Genomic DNA, 16,637 nt, shown 5'->3' on the forward strand with positions numbered 1-16,637 from the left:
GTAAATACTCCTATGCGTAGGCTTTAAACGGTAAGACGTTGGATTGTTCGACAACTGGCATTTGATACCAATCTGGTACAGATAAAGGTTTTATTTCGATAGGATCTGAACGTTTCAATGTTGGACACATGCGAGAAACATCAAATTGCTGCCCAATATCGATACCGATCGCTTTTAATCGAGATTTATGCTCATAAAACTGGCTTTCAGATAGCATTTCACGCAAATCAGAGCCATGCTGCCATAACGTAAAATAATTCATCGTTGTATTGGCTTGCCTTAACGTCTTAACAGCTCCTGCAGCAAGTAATTGATGAGCTATAGACTGATGTTCGTCGTGGCTGATTTGTATAGTATTCATGGCTGTCTCGATGTCTTTTAGATGTGGATAGAAGTCAGATTCAGTTACACGGCCGTATAGGTGTAAGTTGTGTCGTTTCAATAGTTTCTGGCGTAAGACGTGTTCTTCTCGCACAACACCAAGTTCTTCGCAGTAGTCAATTAGCTTTTCGATGTAAGTAAGCTGGCCGCTTGATACGTTATGTTTTTTACGCTGGTCTTTTCGTAGATGAGTCTCTAGTTCAAAAGCTTTGTTGTAGAGCTTGGTTACTGCCCACTCAGAGCCTTCTCCCCAGTAGCAGCTGTGTCCATTAGGATAAAGTTTAGGCTTGCGCCCTCGCCCAATTTGCATTGAGGAAAGACCACGGATAAAAGAGCGTTCTCTACCCTTGCCTACTTCATGATTTACCGTCCAGTCGATGCTAGTGATTTCGGCACCATTACCAAATAGCTCAAGCTTTTCAGTTCTGGTCGACTTACGAAAACCGACACGGGTATTTTTGGTGAACGGAGGTAAGTTATGTCTTGCTAGTACGCAGTTAAATATCGCTACACACTCGTCCAAAGTCTGTAAACCAAACAGATTATCCATACGCTGCCAACGTGATGGATTACCCTCTACACGCACTCGTTGACCATCACAACGGATAGTCAACTTGGTACTGTATGAACCTTCAAGGATTTTTTGATTAACAGATGGCGGTAAATGCTCACCTGTTTCTAATTCAACACGCTCAATCACATGCTTACCAACCAGAGGCAAATTTGCATCTAGATGATCTTGTTGCATGAATAAACGGTCGATGAAAAACAAGTGATAAAAACCCTGTCAAGTTATTAGGCTTACATTTTTGTATATGTACACATACATAAAAATATGGCTTGATACTAACTGATATAAAAATGGGTGTAAACTTAAATTTAAATAAGGGTTTTATATGAGCGACTTAAACATGAGTATTGGTAGCGTACTAAAAGATAAACGACTTGCATTAGGTATTAAGCAAGAAGATATTGCCGAACAGCTCGGTGTAACTGTACAAACGGTCAGCAAGTGGGAAAGAGACGTAACTGAGCCTAAAGCTAGCCAAGTATTCTCATTGTCTAAGATTTTGCGCTTATCAGAGAAAAGTATCTGTAAGGGTGAAACCTCTAGTGTTAGTGATAACCCTATGGATTTCATGATGAAGTTCGGAAAAGTAATTCACCATCTAAATGACACAGCTTTGATGGTGACGTTATACGATCACATCGAAGATGAAGAATCATTTTACGAAGATTTGGTAAAGCAATCTGATTTACCAAAGGAAGCTTTTTAAGCGCAGTTATTCCGGAATTCCGGAGTTAGTTCGGGTGTAACAGGAACCCGAACACTTTAATCAAATTAAGGAAGATTAATGGATAGTGCGATTTACACTTTAATAGGTGTTGCAATAGGTGCTGCTGCAGGTCTAGCTGGTTCAATTATCACATCAAAAAATACATACAAAATTGAAACAGCGAAGATGAAAGCTAACCATCGAGCAGAAATTATTAAAGATGTACAAATTACAGCTCATGATTACTTTACTTCAATCAAATTATTATTATTGGAAATATATACAGGTGTTGAGAATAAGACTCTTGTTGATGAGGCTGGAGAGCCTAGCTTAGTCACCTTAGAGGATAAAGTAAAAAGTATTGAAGATTATCAAGTTGTTATGCATAGGAAGGTTTCACAGTTAAAATCAATTGGCTTAAAAGAGCTAGCTGCCAAAGCTTCTAAATGTGTTGAGCCGATGGAGTCTTTCGTATCAAAACCTGATTTTACTAAAATAATGAACACAATAGCGACAATTAATACTCTAGAAGACGAGTTTATTGATTCCATCGCAAATGAATATATAAAGTTAAAGCTGTAACGCTTCTTTAAAACTCCCAAAATGGGAGTAGAGTCCAGTGTTATAGTGTCTGGACTCTTTGATAAAAATCGCGGGAAACCGCGGTAAAGTTCGAGTGTCACTAGAACTCGAACCGCTTCGCGGCATAATCCCCTGCTCATTCACTCCAGCGCTTAAGGCGCTTTCGTTCTCTACGCATCGTTAAAAAGTACCAAGAATGGTACAAAAGTGCAGTATTACAACACTCGCACTTAAGGTTTGACCTGCGAGTATCAATCAGCCCCCTCACGGGGCTGCCTGATACCCATCCGGCCAAAGCACAGAGCTATGACGTGAAACTTTGAAAGTTGTAAACAACAATCAGACATTAGAAACATGCAAAGGCGACAAAAGCTGCTTGGCAGGGAGAAAAGCTCGCAGCAAAAAGCGCTGCTATTAAGGCTTAGCATTAAGGGACAAGTCCCTTAATAATCCCGATTAATGATGACCGGGTACGGTGAAGTTGGCTTGCAAGTTAAGCGGACGATCCGTAAAGCTTTGATTGGTTGTGTACAAACATTCAAAAGTGATAGCAAAAATCTATTACCGGCTTGGCGTTCTGCTAGCAATCGATGCTTGCCAGGTTAACTTTCTGATAGCAGAACTTCGTACAATACAGATTATATAAAAAAGCCCGATGGGCTTTTGTATTGTCCCATCGAGCTTATATACATAATGCTGAACCACATTGTACGCAGCTTCGTGTGAGAAGTGTGGTGTTGCCTTTGGTTAGCCTAGCTTATCACTTCTCCTGCGCTCAGGCTTCGCTCGTCGGCGTTCTGCACGTCAGCTAACGCAAATGCACAAACGGTTCTTCGTCTGTGACTTTACGTAGATGGCCATTGCAATGATTGCATGTAATGAACAAGCTATCGTAATCATCATACCAGGATGGCTTACCACAGTTGTCACATTGTAAGTCTGGTTGTTTGCCTGCACGCTTTACGCTGCTTGTACGTGTTTCGATTTGCATACTGGCTCCGACTCTACGACGTTAATAGACTTCAACACGACTTGTTGATGCTGTTCTAGTTGCTGCTGTAAGTTGCTAGATAACAAGGTTACAAGCGCATGTTTAGCATCTTCTTCACACCAATCATCAGCGACATCTGAAACAGCTTGTGCTGCAAGTTTTAGTTGCTTTAGCGACTGATAGACAGATTCAAAATCACTCAGTACCACAGTTCCTTGTGTAGCCATTGTTGTTCTCCTTATTTTGAAATGACTGGTGCGCTGCTTGTCTGCTTATCAAGTTTGTTGATAACTAAGCCAAAGCGTTTAAGCTCAAGACCACCAAAGTTGTTTATGACAAAGCTTTTCTCAGAGATTTCATATTTGCCTGCTGGGTATACAGCTGCTGGGCCATCGACTTGCAGCGTCATCTTGACGGGAAACTTATCGCCAAGATGTGCATATGCCGTTTGCTCATAGAACACACGACCTTCATTGCCATCTTTAGGCGGTAACTTACGACTGGTTACGTTTACATCTTCTTGGAAAACTTCAATGGTTAACATGGTAAATACTCCTATGCGTAGGCTTTAAACGGTAAGACGTTGGATTGTTCGACAACTGGCATTTGATACCAATCTGGTACAGATAAAGGTTTTATTTCGATAGGATCTGAACGTTTCAATGTTGGACACATGCGAGAAACATCAAATTGCTGCCCAATATCGATACCGATCGCTTTTAATCGAGATTTATGCTCATAAAACTGGCTTTCAGATAGCATTTCACGCAAATCAGAGCCATGCTGCCATAACGTAAAATAATTCATCGTTGTATTGGCTTGCCTTAACGTCTTAACAGCTCCTGCAGCAAGTAATTGATGAGCTATAGACTGATGTTCGTCGTGGCTGATTTGTATAGTATTCATGGCTGTCTCGATGTCTTTTAGATGTGGATAGAAGTCAGATTCAGTTACACGGCCGTATAGGTGTAAGTTGTGTCGTTTCAATAGTTTCTGGCGTAAGACGTGTTCTTCTCGCACAACACCAAGTTCTTCGCAGTAGTCAATTAGCTTTTCGATGTAAGTAAGCTGGCCGCTTGATACGTTATGTTTTTTACGCTGGTCTTTTCGTAGATGAGTCTCTAGTTCAAAAGCTTTGTTGTAGAGCTTGGTTACTGCCCACTCAGAGCCTTCTCCCCAGTAGCAGCTGTGTCCATTAGGATAAAGTTTAGGCTTGCGCCCTCGCCCAATTTGCATTGAGGAAAGACCACGGATAAAAGAGCGTTCTCTACCCTTGCCTACTTCATGATTTACCGTCCAGTCGATGCTAGTGATTTCGGCACCATTACCAAATAGCTCAAGCTTTTCAGTTCTGGTCGACTTACGAAAACCGACACGGGTATTTTTGGTGAACGGAGGTAAGTTATGTCTTGCTAGTACGCAGTTAAATATCGCTACACACTCGTCCAAAGTCTGTAAACCAAACAGATTATCCATACGCTGCCAACGTGATGGATTACCCTCTACACGCACTCGTTGACCATCACAACGGATAGTCAACTTGGTACTGTATGAACCTTCAAGGATTTTTTGATTAACAGATGGCGGTAAATGCTCACCTGTTTCTAATTCAACACGCTCAATCACATGCTTACCAACCAGAGGCAAATTTGCATCTAGATGATCTTGTTGCATGAATAAACGGTCGATGAAAAACAAGTGATAAAAACCCTGTCAAGTTATTAGGCTTACATTTTTGTATATGTACACATACATAAAAATATGGCTTGATACTAACTGATATAAAAATGGGTGTAAACTTAAATTTAAATAAGGGTTTTATATGAGCGACTTAAACATGAGTATTGGTAGCGTACTAAAAGATAAACGACTTGCATTAGGTATTAAGCAAGAAGATATTGCCGAACAGCTCGGTGTAACTGTACAAACGGTCAGCAAGTGGGAAAGAGACGTAACTGAGCCTAAAGCTAGCCAAGTATTCTCATTGTCTAAGATTTTGCGCTTATCAGAGAAAAGTATCTGTAAGGGTGAAACCTCTAGTGTTAGTGATAACCCTATGGATTTCATGATGAAGTTCGGAAAAGTAATTCACCATCTAAATGACACAGCTTTGATGGTGACGTTATACGATCACATCGAAGATGAAGAATCATTTTACGAAGATTTGGTAAAGCAATCTGATTTACCAAAGGAAGCTTTTTAAGCGCAGTTATTCCGGAATTCCGGAGTTAGTTCGGGTGTAACAGGAACCCGAACACTTTAATCAAATTAAGGAAGATTAATGGATAGTGCGATTTACACTTTAATAGGTGTTGCAATAGGTGCTGCTGCAGGTCTAGCTGGTTCAATTATCACATCAAAAAATACATACAAAATTGAAACAGCGAAGATGAAAGCTAACCATCGAGCAGAAATTATTAAAGATGTACAAATTACAGCTCATGATTACTTTACTTCAATCAAATTATTATTATTGGAAATATATACAGGTGTTGAGAATAAGACTCTTGTTGATGAGGCTGGAGAGCCTAGCTTAGTCACCTTAGAGGATAAAGTAAAAAGTATTGAAGATTATCAAGTTGTTATGCATAGGAAGGTTTCACAGTTAAAATCAATTGGCTTAAAAGAGCTAGCTGCCAAAGCTTCTAAATGTGTTGAGCCGATGGAGTCTTTCGTATCAAAACCTGATTTTACTAAAATAATGAACACAATAGCGACAATTAATACTCTAGAAGACGAGTTTATTGATTCCATCGCAAATGAATATATAAAGTTAAAGCTGTAACGCTTCTTTAAAACTCCCAAAATGGGAGTAGAGTCCAGTGTTATAGTGTCTGGACTCTTTGATAAAAATCGCGGGAAACCGCGGTAAAGTTCGAGTGTCACTAGAACTCGAACCGCTTCGCGGCATAATCCCCTGCTCATTCACTCCAGCGCTTAAGGCGCTTTCGTTCTCTACGCATCGTTAAAAAGTACCAAGAATGGTACAAAAGTGCAGTATTACAACACTCGCACTTAAGGTTTGACCTGCGAGTATCAATCAGCCCCCTCACGGGGCTGCCTGATACCCATCCGGCCAAAGCACAGAGCTATGACGTGAAACTTTGAAAGTTGTAAACAACAATCAGACATTAGAAACATGCAAAGGCGACAAAAGCTGCTTGGCAGGGAGAAAAGCTCGCAGCAAAAAGCGCTGCTATTAAGGCTTAGCATTAAGGGACAAGTCCCTTAATAATCCCGATTAATGATGACCGGGTACGGTGAAGTTGGCTTGCAAGTTAAGCGGACGATCCGTAAAGCTTTGATTGGTTGTGTACAAACATTCAAAAGTGATAGCAAAAATCTATTACCGGCTTGGCGTTCTGCTAGCAATCGATGCTTGCCAGGTTAACTTTCTGATAGCAGAACTTCGTACAATACAGATTATATAAAAAAGCCCGATGGGCTTTTGTATTGTCCCATCGAGCTTATATACATAATGCTGAACCACATTGTACGTAGTCACATGTGAGAAGTGTGGTGTTGCCTTTAGTCTTTGATACGCGCTTAGACTGTTGCTGTTATCTTTTGAGTTTTGGGCTAAGTGTGCGTTATTTTTTGCGCGTCGCTACGTGCATGCTTTTAAAGTTTGTGGGTAAAGTTACCCAAGCATTAAATCTCGTTTGCGTTTAGTTTTCTGTAAATCTCTGTAATTGTTTACTTGTTTCCGACGTTTGCCTGCTTGGGTTTATCCATGGTGCGTTTAGCAATTATAGCTACACATCAGATGACCAATTGCCAGAAAACATATCACGGTGTCGCATTAGCAAACAAAAATGCCAGTCATTGTTGTGACTGGCATTTTTAATTTTTAAGCAAGATTCAAACTGACATGCTAGATAGCTAACGCATCTTTACAAAGCTGAGTGATTCTATCCCAGTCTTTGTCTGCTACGGCATCTGTCGGTGCAATCCAACTACCACCAATACAATCAACATTTTTTAGCGCTAAATAGTCTTTGTAGCTTGATTGACTGATGCCACCAGTTGGGCAAAAACGAATACCTGATAATGGTCCGCCAAAAGATTTAAGTGCGTTAACACCACCTGAAGCTTCCGCTGGGAAAAACTTAAAGTGTGTGTAACCTAGCTCCATACCAACCATCACTTCAGAGATGCTAGCAACACCAGGGATCAAAGGCACGTTGCCTTGTTTAGCAGCCTTTAGCAGATCGACTGTTGCACCAGGCGTAATGATAAATTGCGAACCAGCTTCAACAGCCTGGTTTAACTGCGCTTCGTTCAAAACTGTACCAGCACCAACCAAGGCTTCAGGTACTTCTTTAGCGATTTTTGCAATGGCCTCTAACGCGCATTCAGTACGGAGCGTGACTTCAAGCACTTTAATACCGCCGGCAACTAGTGCTTTTGCTAGCGGTACAGCATCTTCAAGGCGCTCAATTACCATAACTGGAACGACTGGACTCGTTTTAAATACATCTGCAGGCTGTAATGCCCAATTGTTACTTACCATTGATCCGTGTTCCTTATGCTGTCATTTCATCAATTGCGCTAGTGCTACGGGCACCGGTTTCTGGGCTACTTAAATTACTGCGTAGTGCGCCGAATAGCTCACGTCCCATGCCAAAACTGCGCTCAGTCAGATCAATTTCTTCTGCATTGCGCGCATTAAGTTCTGCCTCGTTAACCAATAAACTAAGTTCGCCAGTTAAAGCGTTTACACGGATTAAATCACCGTCTTGAACTTTAGCGATTAAACCGCCATCAATAGCTTCTGGGGTTAAGTGAATCGCTGCTGGTACTTTACCTGACGCGCCAGACATACGGCCATCAGTTACCAGCGCAACCTTAAATCCTTTATCTTGCAGTGAGCCTAAATATGGCGTGAGTTTATGTAGCTCAGGCATGCCGTTAGCTTTAGGGCCTTGACCTTTAACGACTACCACACAATCTCTATCTAATTTGCCTTGTTTGAACAGTTCGTCGAGCTGGTTTTGATCGTCAATAACAACTGCAGGCGCTTCAACAACGCGATTGGCTTCTTGCACAGCAGAAACCTTAATAACCGCCCTGCCCAAATTGCCCTTCATCAACTTCAAGCCACCGTTGCTTTGGAACGGCGTGTCTACGTGGGTTAATACTTCTTTATCTAAGCTTTCCGTTGGGCCATCTACCCAAATGAGCTCACCGTCGATAAGTTTTGGTTCTTGGGTGTAGCGACGCAAACCTTGACCAGCCACAGTAAGTACATCTTCGTGTAGCATGCCAGCATCAAGCAACTCTTTGATTAGCAACGCCATACCGCCAGCTGCATGGAAGTGGTTAATGTCTGCATGACCATTAGGGTAAACACGTGCGAGTAAAGGCACAGCATCAGAAAGCTCTGAAAAGTCATCCCAATTGATGATGATGCCAGCAGCGCGCGCCGCAGCAACGATATGCATGGTTAAGTTTGTTGAGCCACCTGTTGCGAGTAGCGCAACAATGCCATTAACTACGGATTTCTCGTTGACGATCTCACCGATTGGCGCATATTGCGTGCCCATCGCTGTTAGACGGCAAACCTGTTTCGCTGCCATCTTATTTAATGCTTCACGTAGCGGATCGTCAGGATTAACGAATGAAGAGCCTGGCAACTGTAAGCCCATGACTTCTAGCATTAATTGGTTTGAGTTGGCCGTGCCGTAGAAGGTACAAGTGCCCGCACTGTGATAAGACTTAGACTCTGCATCAAGCAGTGCTTCACGCCCTACTTTACCCTGAGCAAATTGTTGGCGTATGCGTGCTTTTTCTTTATTCGGTATACCTGATTTCATTGGCCCAGCAGGCACAAACAACATAGGTAAGTGACCAAAGCTAAGTGCACCAATTAACAAGCCAGGAACGATTTTGTCGCAAATACCAAGGAGTAATGCACCGTCAAACATGTTATGAGACAAACCAACGGCTGTTGCCATCGCAATGACTTCGCGGCTAAGCAGGCTTAACTCCATACCAGGTTGGCCTTGGGTTACACCATCACACATTGCCGGTACACCGCCGGCAACCTGTGCCACACTCCCTACTTCAGCACATGCAGCTTTCAGTAGTTCAGGATATGTTTCGTAAGGCTGATGCGCCGACAACATATCGTTAAAAGCAGTCACAATACCAACATTGGCTTTGGTTAACTGACGTAGTGATTCCTTTTCTACTGGCTGACAGGCTGCAAAACCATGGGCTAAATTACCACAGCTTAACGCGCTGCGATGAACGCCCTTGCCTTTAGCGTCTTGCAGAGCTTGCAAGTATGCAGCTCGTGTTTTTTGACTTCGCGCAATTATACGCTCTGTAACTGCTTGAACTACTGAGTTCATTTTAATAACTCCTTATGCGCTATAGAACACATCTACAGGTGCTTTGCGTTGAGCAAGCACAGCTCTAATAGGCATTTCTTTAACGTTCTCATTTAACAGCGCTTTTTTATAAACGGTTAGCTTAGCTTCGCCTACCAAATGCAGATAAATCTGTCGGCTTGCTAAGATTGCATCTTGTGTCAGGGTAATGCGTGGATGCGGTGCAGTCGTTGGATTAACAGCTGCACATAATTCTTTGCTAGTTAGCGCGTTGTCTAATTCTTTGCTACATGGGAACCATGAACAAGTGTGGCCATCAGTACCCATGCCTAATACCACAACATCAAAAGGCCTTGGGAAGTTAGCTAATGACTCTGACGTCATAGCACAGCCTTGTTCTGGCGTAGCAAACATATTTTTTAAGCCGCGAAACTTGGCATTTGCTGCGCGGTTTTGTAATAGATTTTCACGTACCAGGCGTTCATTTGAGTCTTTTTCGTCACTTTCAACCCAGCGCTCGTCAGCAAGGGTGATATACACTTCACTCCAATCAATCGCTTTTTTACTTAGCAGTTGAAAAAGCTTCAACGGTGTTGAGCCGCCAGAAACAATAAGACTTGCCTTACCACGACTATCAACCGCATCTTGAAGTTGACCAGCAATCTTATCTGCAAGTACAGATTCCAGTTCATTAGTCGAGTCAAATGACTTAAATACTGATTCTTTAATCATTAGGTTTTCCTTTACTCGTCCCAAGAACGGCCGTCTTTAGTAATAAGTGCAACTGAGGCCACTGGCCCCCACGTGCCTGCTGGGTAAGGTTTTGGCTTCTCGCCGCTGTTTTCCCATGCTTCAATAATTCCGTCGACCCAAGTCCACGCTTGCTCAACTTCGTCACGGCGAACGAATAAGGCTTGGTTGCCGAGCATAGCTTCTAACAACAAACGCTCATAGGCATCAGCAATGCGCTCGTTTTTGAAAGTGTCGGTGAAACTTAAGTCGAGCTTGGTAGTTTGTAAGCGCGTTTGCTGCTCTAGCCCTGGCACCTTATTCATCATTTGAATTTCGACACCTTCGTGCGGCTGCAAGCGAATCGTAAGCTTATTCGGTGGCAAGCTACGGTAGCTATTGCTATATAAGTTGTGCGGCGGATTCTTAAAGTGAACCACAATTTCAGAGCTCTTAAATGGCATACGCTTACCACTACGTAAGTAGAATGGCACGCCAGCCCAGCGCCAGTTATCAATGTCTACGCGTAGTGCAACAAAGGTTTCAGTATCAGAGTTGGTATTGGCGCCCTCTTCTTCTAAATAACCTGGCACTGGTGAGCCTTTTAAATAACCTGATGAGTATTGGCCGCGAACTGTATTATCAAACACATTGGTTTGATTAATTGGGCGAAGCGACTTAAGCACTTTTACTTTTTCATCGCGAATGTTGTCTGCATTGAGGTTAACCGGCGGGTCCATAGCCACAAGGGTTAGTACTTGCAGTAAGTGGTTCTGGATCATATCGCGCATTTGCCCTGCGCCATCAAAATAACCCCAGCGCCCTTCAATGCCCACTTCTTCGGCAACACTGATCTGTACATGATCAATGGTGCGGTTATCCCATTTAGATGCGAATAATGAGTTAGCGAAACGCAGCGCAATCAGGTTTTGTACCGTTTCTTTACCTAAATAATGGTCAATACGGTAGACCTGATTCTCGTTAAAGTACTCGGCGACCTGGTCGTTGATGACTTTAGAAGACTCTAGATCTGTACCAATCGGCTTTTCAAGCACAACGCGGGTATCTTCTTTAATGAGGTCTTGTTGATGTAGGCAGCGACAAATGTCGCCAAAAATAGCTGGAGGAGTTGCGAAGTAGTTCACCATCACGCGTTTACTTGGTTCAAGTAACTCATGAAATGCGCTGTAGCCTTCTGGCTCGGTGAAATTTGTTCCTACATAATGGCAGCGGCCAAGAAAACGCTCAACAGTGTCATCACACAGTTCATCTTTAACGAAGGTATTTAATGCAGTAGTAACTAACTCATTGAATTGTTGTTCTGTAAACGCATCTTTGGCGACACCGATTACCTTGGTTTCTGAATCAAGTAGATTCGCTTTGTCTAGTTGATATAAAGCGGGAAGTAACTTACGTCTTGCTAAGTCACCTTTAGTTCCAAATAGGACAAAGTCACATGCTTTTGCGCCTAATGATTTACCCATAGCTCCGAGCTCTCCATTTATTTTGTGCGTCTACATCTGTTAGTACATGGTGAATAAAAACGCTCTTTTGTTGTAATATAACAACAGAACGTGACGAATGCACCTTTAATTTACTCTTATTCTATTGTTATGATTCTAGGCATATCATCTTATAATCTGATATGATTTTTAATTGAAACAATTTAATTCTGATGTTTTTTGATCGTTTTATAACGTGTAAATATCTTACGGGCAGCAAACATAGGTAAAAAAGCTACTTACTTTTGTCGTATTCCTAGCTACTCGTCCCCTTCTTTATACGTGGGGGAATTAAAAACAATAACAAACAACATCACCATTTTAGTGGATACATGCTTATGAATACCCTAGAAAAGGTCCAAAAAAGCCTGACTCAATTCAGTAAATCAGAACGTAAAGTTGCTGAAGTGATCCTGGCATCCCCACAAACGGCAATTCATTCAAGTATTGCTACCCTGGCTAAAATGGCCGATGTGAGTGAGCCTACTGTTAACCGATTCTGTCGCCGCCTTGACACTAAAGGTTTCCCTGATTTTAAGTTACATTTGGCCCAAAGTCTTGCTAATGGCACGCCGTATGTTAGCCGCCACGTTGAAGAAGATGACTCGCCAGATTCGTACACGACTAAAATCTTCGAATCTTCAATGGCTTCATTAGACACTGCTCGTCAAAGCTTAGATCCAGTTGCTATTAATAAAGCGGTGGATATTCTTACTCAAGCTAAAACCATTTCATTTTTCGGTTTAGGTGCATCGGCTTCTGTTGCTCATGATGCACAAAACAAGTTCTTCCGTTTTAATGTACCCGTGATTTGTTTCGATGATGTGTTAATGCAACGCATGAGCTGCATTAACTGCAACGAGGGTGATGTTGTGGTGCTGATCTCACACACAGGTCGCACTAAATCATTAATCGAGATTGCACGTATTGCTCGTGAAAATGGTGCCGCTGTGATTGGCATTACCGCGCGTAACTCTCCACTATCATTAGAATGTACCTTGCCCGTGACTATGGAAGTACCAGAGGACACTGAGCAGTACTTACCAATGACATCACGTCTAGCGCAACTTGTTACTGTCGATGTGTTAGCGACTGGTTTTACACTTCGCCGTGGCCCACGCTTTAGAGATAACTTGAAGCGAGTGAAAGAAGTGCTGAAAGAGTCGCGGGTAAACAAGGATCTAACGATTTAAGCATCCAAAAGATGACGTTTTTGTAAGTGATTAATTATCAAACGAATTTGGTAATTTTATTTACAGATTGAATCAGGTTGGTGACAAGTTAAATTACTTAACAAACGCTCAAAGGCTGAACTATTATGATAGTTCAGCTTTTTTTATGTCAAAAACCTATAGTCTGTCACAAAAATTAAACACCAATATGGTCTATTTTGATTGTAACTTTACTACATTTTTTACTTTAGTCTGTTAGAATGAATCCATCTTAGAAGTACCAAGTTAGCAGCTGTACTTTTAATTTAAATTTGATAATCATTAACGGAGTTTCTCATGTTCCGCAGAACAAAAATCGTTACGACCCTTGGTCCAGCTACTGACCGCGATGATAACTTACGCAAAATCATTCAAGCCGGTGCTAACGTCGTTAGGTTAAACTTCTCTCATGGCACACCTGAAGATCACCTAAAGCGCGCGACAGATGTACGCAACATTGCTAAAGAGTTGGGCAAACATGTTGCTATCTTAGGTGACTTACAAGGTCCTAAAATTCGTGTTTCTACTTTTAAAGACAACAAGAAAATTCAACTTAACCTAGGTGACGAGTTCATTCTTGACGCTGAACTGGGTAAAGGTGAAGGCGACGAGAAGCAAGTTGGTATTGACTACAAACAATTACCTCAAGATGTAACCGTTGGCGACATCTTGATGCTAGATGACGGTCGCGTACAGCTTCGTGTTGAGCGTGTTGAAGGCCAAAAAGTATTTACTAGCGTGACTGTTGCTGGTCCTTTAAGCAACAATAAAGGTATCAACAAACAAGGTGGCGGCCTTACTGCTCCTGCCCTAACCGACAAAGACCGCGCAGACATCAAAACTGCCGCGATGATCCAAGTTGATTACCTAGCCGTTTCTTTTCCACGTACTGGTGCTGACCTTGATTTGGCGCGCTCACTTGCAGAAGAAGCCGGTAGTAAAGCATTAATCGTCGCTAAAGTTGAACGTGCTGAAGCAATCGAAAGCCAAGAAGCAATGGATGATGTTATCAATGCATGTGACGTTGTAATGGTTGCACGTGGTGACTTAGGTGTTGAAATTGGCGATGCCGCGCTAGTGGCTGTACAGAAAAAACTTATCCTTCGTGCACGTCAGTTAAACAAAGCCGTGATCACTGCGACGCAAATGATGGAGTCAATGATTTCTAGCCCAATGCCGACTCGCGCAGAAGTAATGGATGTTGCAAACGCTGTTCTTGATGGTACAGATGCGGTAATGCTATCTGCAGAAACTGCAGCCGGCGACTTCCCTGAAGAAACAGTTAAAGCCATGGCAAATGTTTGTGTTGGCGCTGAAACGCACCCAAGTGTTACAGCTTCTAAGCATCGTTTAGATCAGAGCTTTAGTTCAATTGAAGAAACTATCGCACTATCAACTATGTATGCAGCGAACCACTTAGAAGGTGTTAAAGCGATTATCTCGCTAACTGAATCTGGCCGCACATCTAAGCTAATGTCACGCATCAGTTCGTCGTTACCAATTTTCGCGCTTTCTCGTCACGAGAAAACACTGGCGAAAATGGCATTGTACCGCGGTGTACAACCTATGCACTTTGACTCTACTCAGTACCGTGCTGACGAGTTAGCAAAAGCAGCGCTAGAAGCAATGGTTGAAGCCGGTTACCTGAAATCTGGTGACATGGTGCTGATGACCAAAGGTGACGCAATGGAAACAATCGGCGGTACTAACACTTGTAAAGTACTAGTTGTAGCTTAAAGCTGCATACCCCATTCGCTGAATGCTTGCGCTATTAATTAAAACGACATTTTCTAATGCAAGTAACGAAAACGGTTTAGCCAAAAGCTAAACCGTTTTTTATTTGCTGATTCTGTTTAGAGCTTTCTAGTTAGCTTTTCTCAACTTTCGGTGATGGTTCGGACTGAGCTAAGCTAGTTAACCATTCGCTAAATAGTCTTGCTGTAATACACAACTTTAATATCTGGCATTTCATTATCAGGCCCTTGCGATACAAACTCCATTCCGAGCTTTTGCATGACATTAATTGATGCTTTGTTCTCTGGCACTGCAATTGCGCCAACAGCTTTGATGTTATCATCTAGTGATACACAGTAATCGACAACCGCTTGTGCAGCTTCAGTCGCGATGCCTTTGCCCCAGGTTAATTGCTTTAACCGCCAGCCAACTTCAAGCTGATCCATTTTGGGATTGTCAGTAAAGAAATCCAATGGCCTAATCAAGATCCAGCCGGCAAAGGTTTGCGAGTCATTTACGATAATTTTCCAAAGCCCCCACCCTTTCTCAGGATTAAGGTATTTAGCCAGTCGTGGGATAAAGAGTGCTTTCGCATCTTCATAGCTTGTGGTTTTACCATCCGTGATATATTTCATCACTTCAGGGTCACTATCAAGATCAACAAATAAATCGATGTCGTCTAAAGTCATCATCGACATAGTTAACCGACTCGTGTTGATCTTGTGTTCCATGTTTCTATGTTCCTTATCAATAACTGTGCTTTTTGCTTCGAGCTTTGGCTTTCAAATTTCTTTAGCTGTTTGCCTTAGCAAAGGCTTGCATAAATTTGACCAAAGCTTGCACGCCTTCAAGTGGCATTGCGTTGTAAATGCTTGCACGCATACCACCGACAATACGATGACCTTTTAACGTCAGCAAACCGTGTTCTTCAGCTTGTTGCAAAAAGGCTTGATCTAAACTTGAGTCTGCTAATTGAAATGTCACATTCATGCGGGAGCGATTACTTGCAACTACACCGTTTTTGTAAAACGGATTGTCATCGATGCATTGATATAGCAGCTCAGCTTTTTGCTGATTAACTTTCGCAACTTGACTTACACCACCTTGCTTTTTAAGCCACTTGAACACTAGCGATGCCAAGTACCAGGCATACGTCGGCGGCGTGTTGAACATAGAGTCATTTTGCGCTGCTATCGAATAATCCATTACCGAAGATTGAGTTAGCTTTGGCAAGCTAAGCATGTCATCACGCACGATAGCGATTGATAACCCTGATGGGCCGATATTCTTTTGTGCCCCAGCATAAATTACCGCATAACGGCTCACGTCAATCTCACGCGACATAATGGTGGACGACATGTCTGCAACGACAGGCCAAGGGCTATTTAACTCATCAAAGATTTCAATACCGTCGACTGTTTCATTAGGACAATAATGAACATAGCGATATTGTTTCTGACCAGCTTGTTTTAGTTGCTCAAGATCAGGTAAAACGACTTTTGATTTGTCGTCGTCCTTTTCAACAATATTCATTTCGTCAATGGCATCTTCGCCTGCAATGAGCTTAGCTTCTTTGATAGCCGAGCGAGACCATTGACCACTGGTAAGATAAAGAGCGCGGCCATTATCACCAAGAAAATTGGTGACAACATTAGTGAATTGCGCGCGCCCGCCGCCATGCATGAATAGCACCTTGTAGTTATCAGGAATATTCATCAGCTGGCGCAGATCAAGCTCTGCTTGTTTGGCTAAGGCAACAAATTCTTTACTACGGTGACTGATCTCCATTACCGACACGCCCATACCATTCCAGTTAACGAGTTCGCTTTGAGCGATAGCCATTACCTCTGTTGGTAACATCGCCGGCCCTGCACAGAAGTTGTATTTTGGCGTTT

General features: G+C 42.4%; 17 protein-coding genes. 6 read left to right on the plus strand and 11 right to left on the minus strand.

Translation table 11 applies throughout. From position 1 onward, the window contains the following. Positions 1-10: 10 nt before the first annotated feature. Positions 11-1,129, minus strand: a complete 1,119-nt coding sequence (locus EXU30_RS00360; protein WP_242620279.1) for a phage/plasmid replication protein, II/X family — start codon at positions 1,127-1,129, stop codon at positions 11-13. A gap of 148 nt (positions 1,130-1,277) precedes the next feature. Here EXU30_RS00360 and EXU30_RS00365 point away from each other — a divergent pair, with 148 nt between their 5' ends. Next, positions 1,278-1,658 carry a helix-turn-helix domain-containing protein gene (locus tag EXU30_RS00365; protein ID WP_207234086.1) on the plus strand — a complete coding sequence of 127 codons (381 nt, stop codon included), beginning with the start codon at positions 1,278-1,280 and terminating at the stop codon, positions 1,656-1,658. A gap of 78 nt (positions 1,659-1,736) precedes the next feature. After that, on the plus strand, positions 1,737-2,240 hold the full coding sequence (locus EXU30_RS00370; protein ID WP_130597303.1) for a protein kinase family protein: 504 nt from the start codon (positions 1,737-1,739) through the stop codon (positions 2,238-2,240). Between the two features lie 808 nt (positions 2,241-3,048). Here EXU30_RS00370 and EXU30_RS00375 read toward each other — a convergent pair. Genes EXU30_RS00375 through EXU30_RS00390 form a run of 4 tightly spaced genes read right to left on the minus strand, consistent with a single transcriptional unit; the run spans position 3,049 to position 4,905 of the window. After that, positions 3,049-3,231, minus strand: a complete 183-nt coding sequence (locus tag EXU30_RS00375; RefSeq protein WP_130597304.1) for a hypothetical protein — start codon at positions 3,229-3,231, stop codon at positions 3,049-3,051. Then, entirely contained in the window at positions 3,201-3,458 is a 258-nt protein-coding gene (locus EXU30_RS00380; protein ID WP_130597305.1) for a hypothetical protein, read from the minus strand. Before EXU30_RS00380 ends, EXU30_RS00375 begins: the two co-directional genes overlap by 31 nt. 11 nt (positions 3,459-3,469) lie before the next feature. Then, on the minus strand, positions 3,470-3,775 hold the full coding sequence (locus EXU30_RS00385; protein WP_130597301.1) for a single-stranded DNA-binding protein: 306 nt from the start codon (positions 3,773-3,775) through the stop codon (positions 3,470-3,472). 11 nt (positions 3,776-3,786) lie between these two features. Beyond that, positions 3,787-4,905, minus strand: a complete 1,119-nt coding sequence (locus tag EXU30_RS00390) for a phage/plasmid replication protein, II/X family (RefSeq protein ID WP_242620279.1) — start codon at positions 4,903-4,905, stop codon at positions 3,787-3,789. Positions 4,906-5,053: 148 nt separating this feature from the next. Here EXU30_RS00390 and EXU30_RS00395 point away from each other — a divergent pair, with 148 nt between their 5' ends. Both EXU30_RS00395 and EXU30_RS00400 read left to right on the plus strand, forming a co-directional pair. Next, positions 5,054-5,434 (plus strand): helix-turn-helix domain-containing protein, encoded by a 381-nt coding sequence (locus EXU30_RS00395; RefSeq protein WP_207234086.1) that lies wholly within the window; start codon positions 5,054-5,056, stop codon positions 5,432-5,434. Positions 5,435-5,512: 78 nt separating this feature from the next. Then, complete coding sequence (locus EXU30_RS00400; protein WP_130597303.1) at positions 5,513-6,016, plus strand: protein kinase family protein; 504 nt, start codon at positions 5,513-5,515, stop codon at positions 6,014-6,016. Positions 6,017-7,105: 1,089 nt separating this feature from the next. Here the strand turns inward: EXU30_RS00400 and EXU30_RS00405 are convergent. From EXU30_RS00405 to zwf, 4 genes are read right to left on the minus strand one after another with little or no spacing between them, the layout of a single operon-like run. Continuing rightward, positions 7,106-7,744 carry a bifunctional 4-hydroxy-2-oxoglutarate aldolase/2-dehydro-3-deoxy-phosphogluconate aldolase gene (locus tag EXU30_RS00405; RefSeq protein ID WP_130597306.1) on the minus strand — a complete coding sequence of 213 codons (639 nt, stop codon included), beginning with the start codon at positions 7,742-7,744 and terminating at the stop codon, positions 7,106-7,108. A 13-nt stretch (positions 7,745-7,757) separates the two neighbouring features. After that, positions 7,758-9,587 (minus strand): phosphogluconate dehydratase, encoded by a 1,830-nt coding sequence (edd, locus tag EXU30_RS00410; protein WP_130597307.1) that lies wholly within the window; start codon positions 9,585-9,587, stop codon positions 7,758-7,760. Between the two features lie 12 nt (positions 9,588-9,599). Further along, positions 9,600-10,298, minus strand: a complete 699-nt coding sequence (pgl, locus tag EXU30_RS00415; protein WP_130597308.1) for a 6-phosphogluconolactonase — start codon at positions 10,296-10,298, stop codon at positions 9,600-9,602. Positions 10,299-10,309: 11 nt separating this feature from the next. Next, positions 10,310-11,779 carry a glucose-6-phosphate dehydrogenase gene (zwf, locus tag EXU30_RS00420; protein ID WP_130597309.1) on the minus strand — a complete coding sequence of 490 codons (1,470 nt, stop codon included), beginning with the start codon at positions 11,777-11,779 and terminating at the stop codon, positions 10,310-10,312. Between the two features lie 356 nt (positions 11,780-12,135). Between zwf and EXU30_RS00425 the strand changes: the two genes are divergently transcribed. Together EXU30_RS00425 and pyk are read left to right on the plus strand one after the other, a co-directional pair. Continuing rightward, a complete protein-coding gene (locus EXU30_RS00425) occupies positions 12,136-12,990 on the plus strand; it encodes a MurR/RpiR family transcriptional regulator (protein ID WP_130597310.1) in 855 nt (284 codons plus the stop codon). Positions 12,991-13,305: 315 nt separating this feature from the next. Further along, positions 13,306-14,745 carry a pyruvate kinase gene (gene pyk, locus EXU30_RS00430; RefSeq protein ID WP_130597311.1) on the plus strand — a complete coding sequence of 480 codons (1,440 nt, stop codon included), beginning with the start codon at positions 13,306-13,308 and terminating at the stop codon, positions 14,743-14,745. Between the two features lie 188 nt (positions 14,746-14,933). Here pyk and EXU30_RS00435 read toward each other — a convergent pair whose 3' ends face one another. Both EXU30_RS00435 and serC read right to left on the minus strand, forming a co-directional pair. Beyond that, positions 14,934-15,473 (minus strand): GNAT family N-acetyltransferase, encoded by a 540-nt coding sequence (locus tag EXU30_RS00435; RefSeq protein WP_130597312.1) that lies wholly within the window; start codon positions 15,471-15,473, stop codon positions 14,934-14,936. 61 nt (positions 15,474-15,534) lie between these two features. Continuing rightward, the gene (serC, locus tag EXU30_RS00440) at positions 15,535-16,602 is read right to left on the minus strand and encodes a 3-phosphoserine/phosphohydroxythreonine transaminase (RefSeq protein WP_130603131.1); all 1,068 of its coding nucleotides are present in this window, start codon (positions 16,600-16,602) and stop codon (positions 15,535-15,537) included. Between the last annotated feature and the right edge of the window lie 35 nt (positions 16,603-16,637).

The sequence above is a fragment of the Shewanella maritima genome (genome assembly GCF_004295345.1).
GTDB lineage: Bacteria > Pseudomonadota > Gammaproteobacteria > Enterobacterales > Shewanellaceae > Shewanella > Shewanella maritima.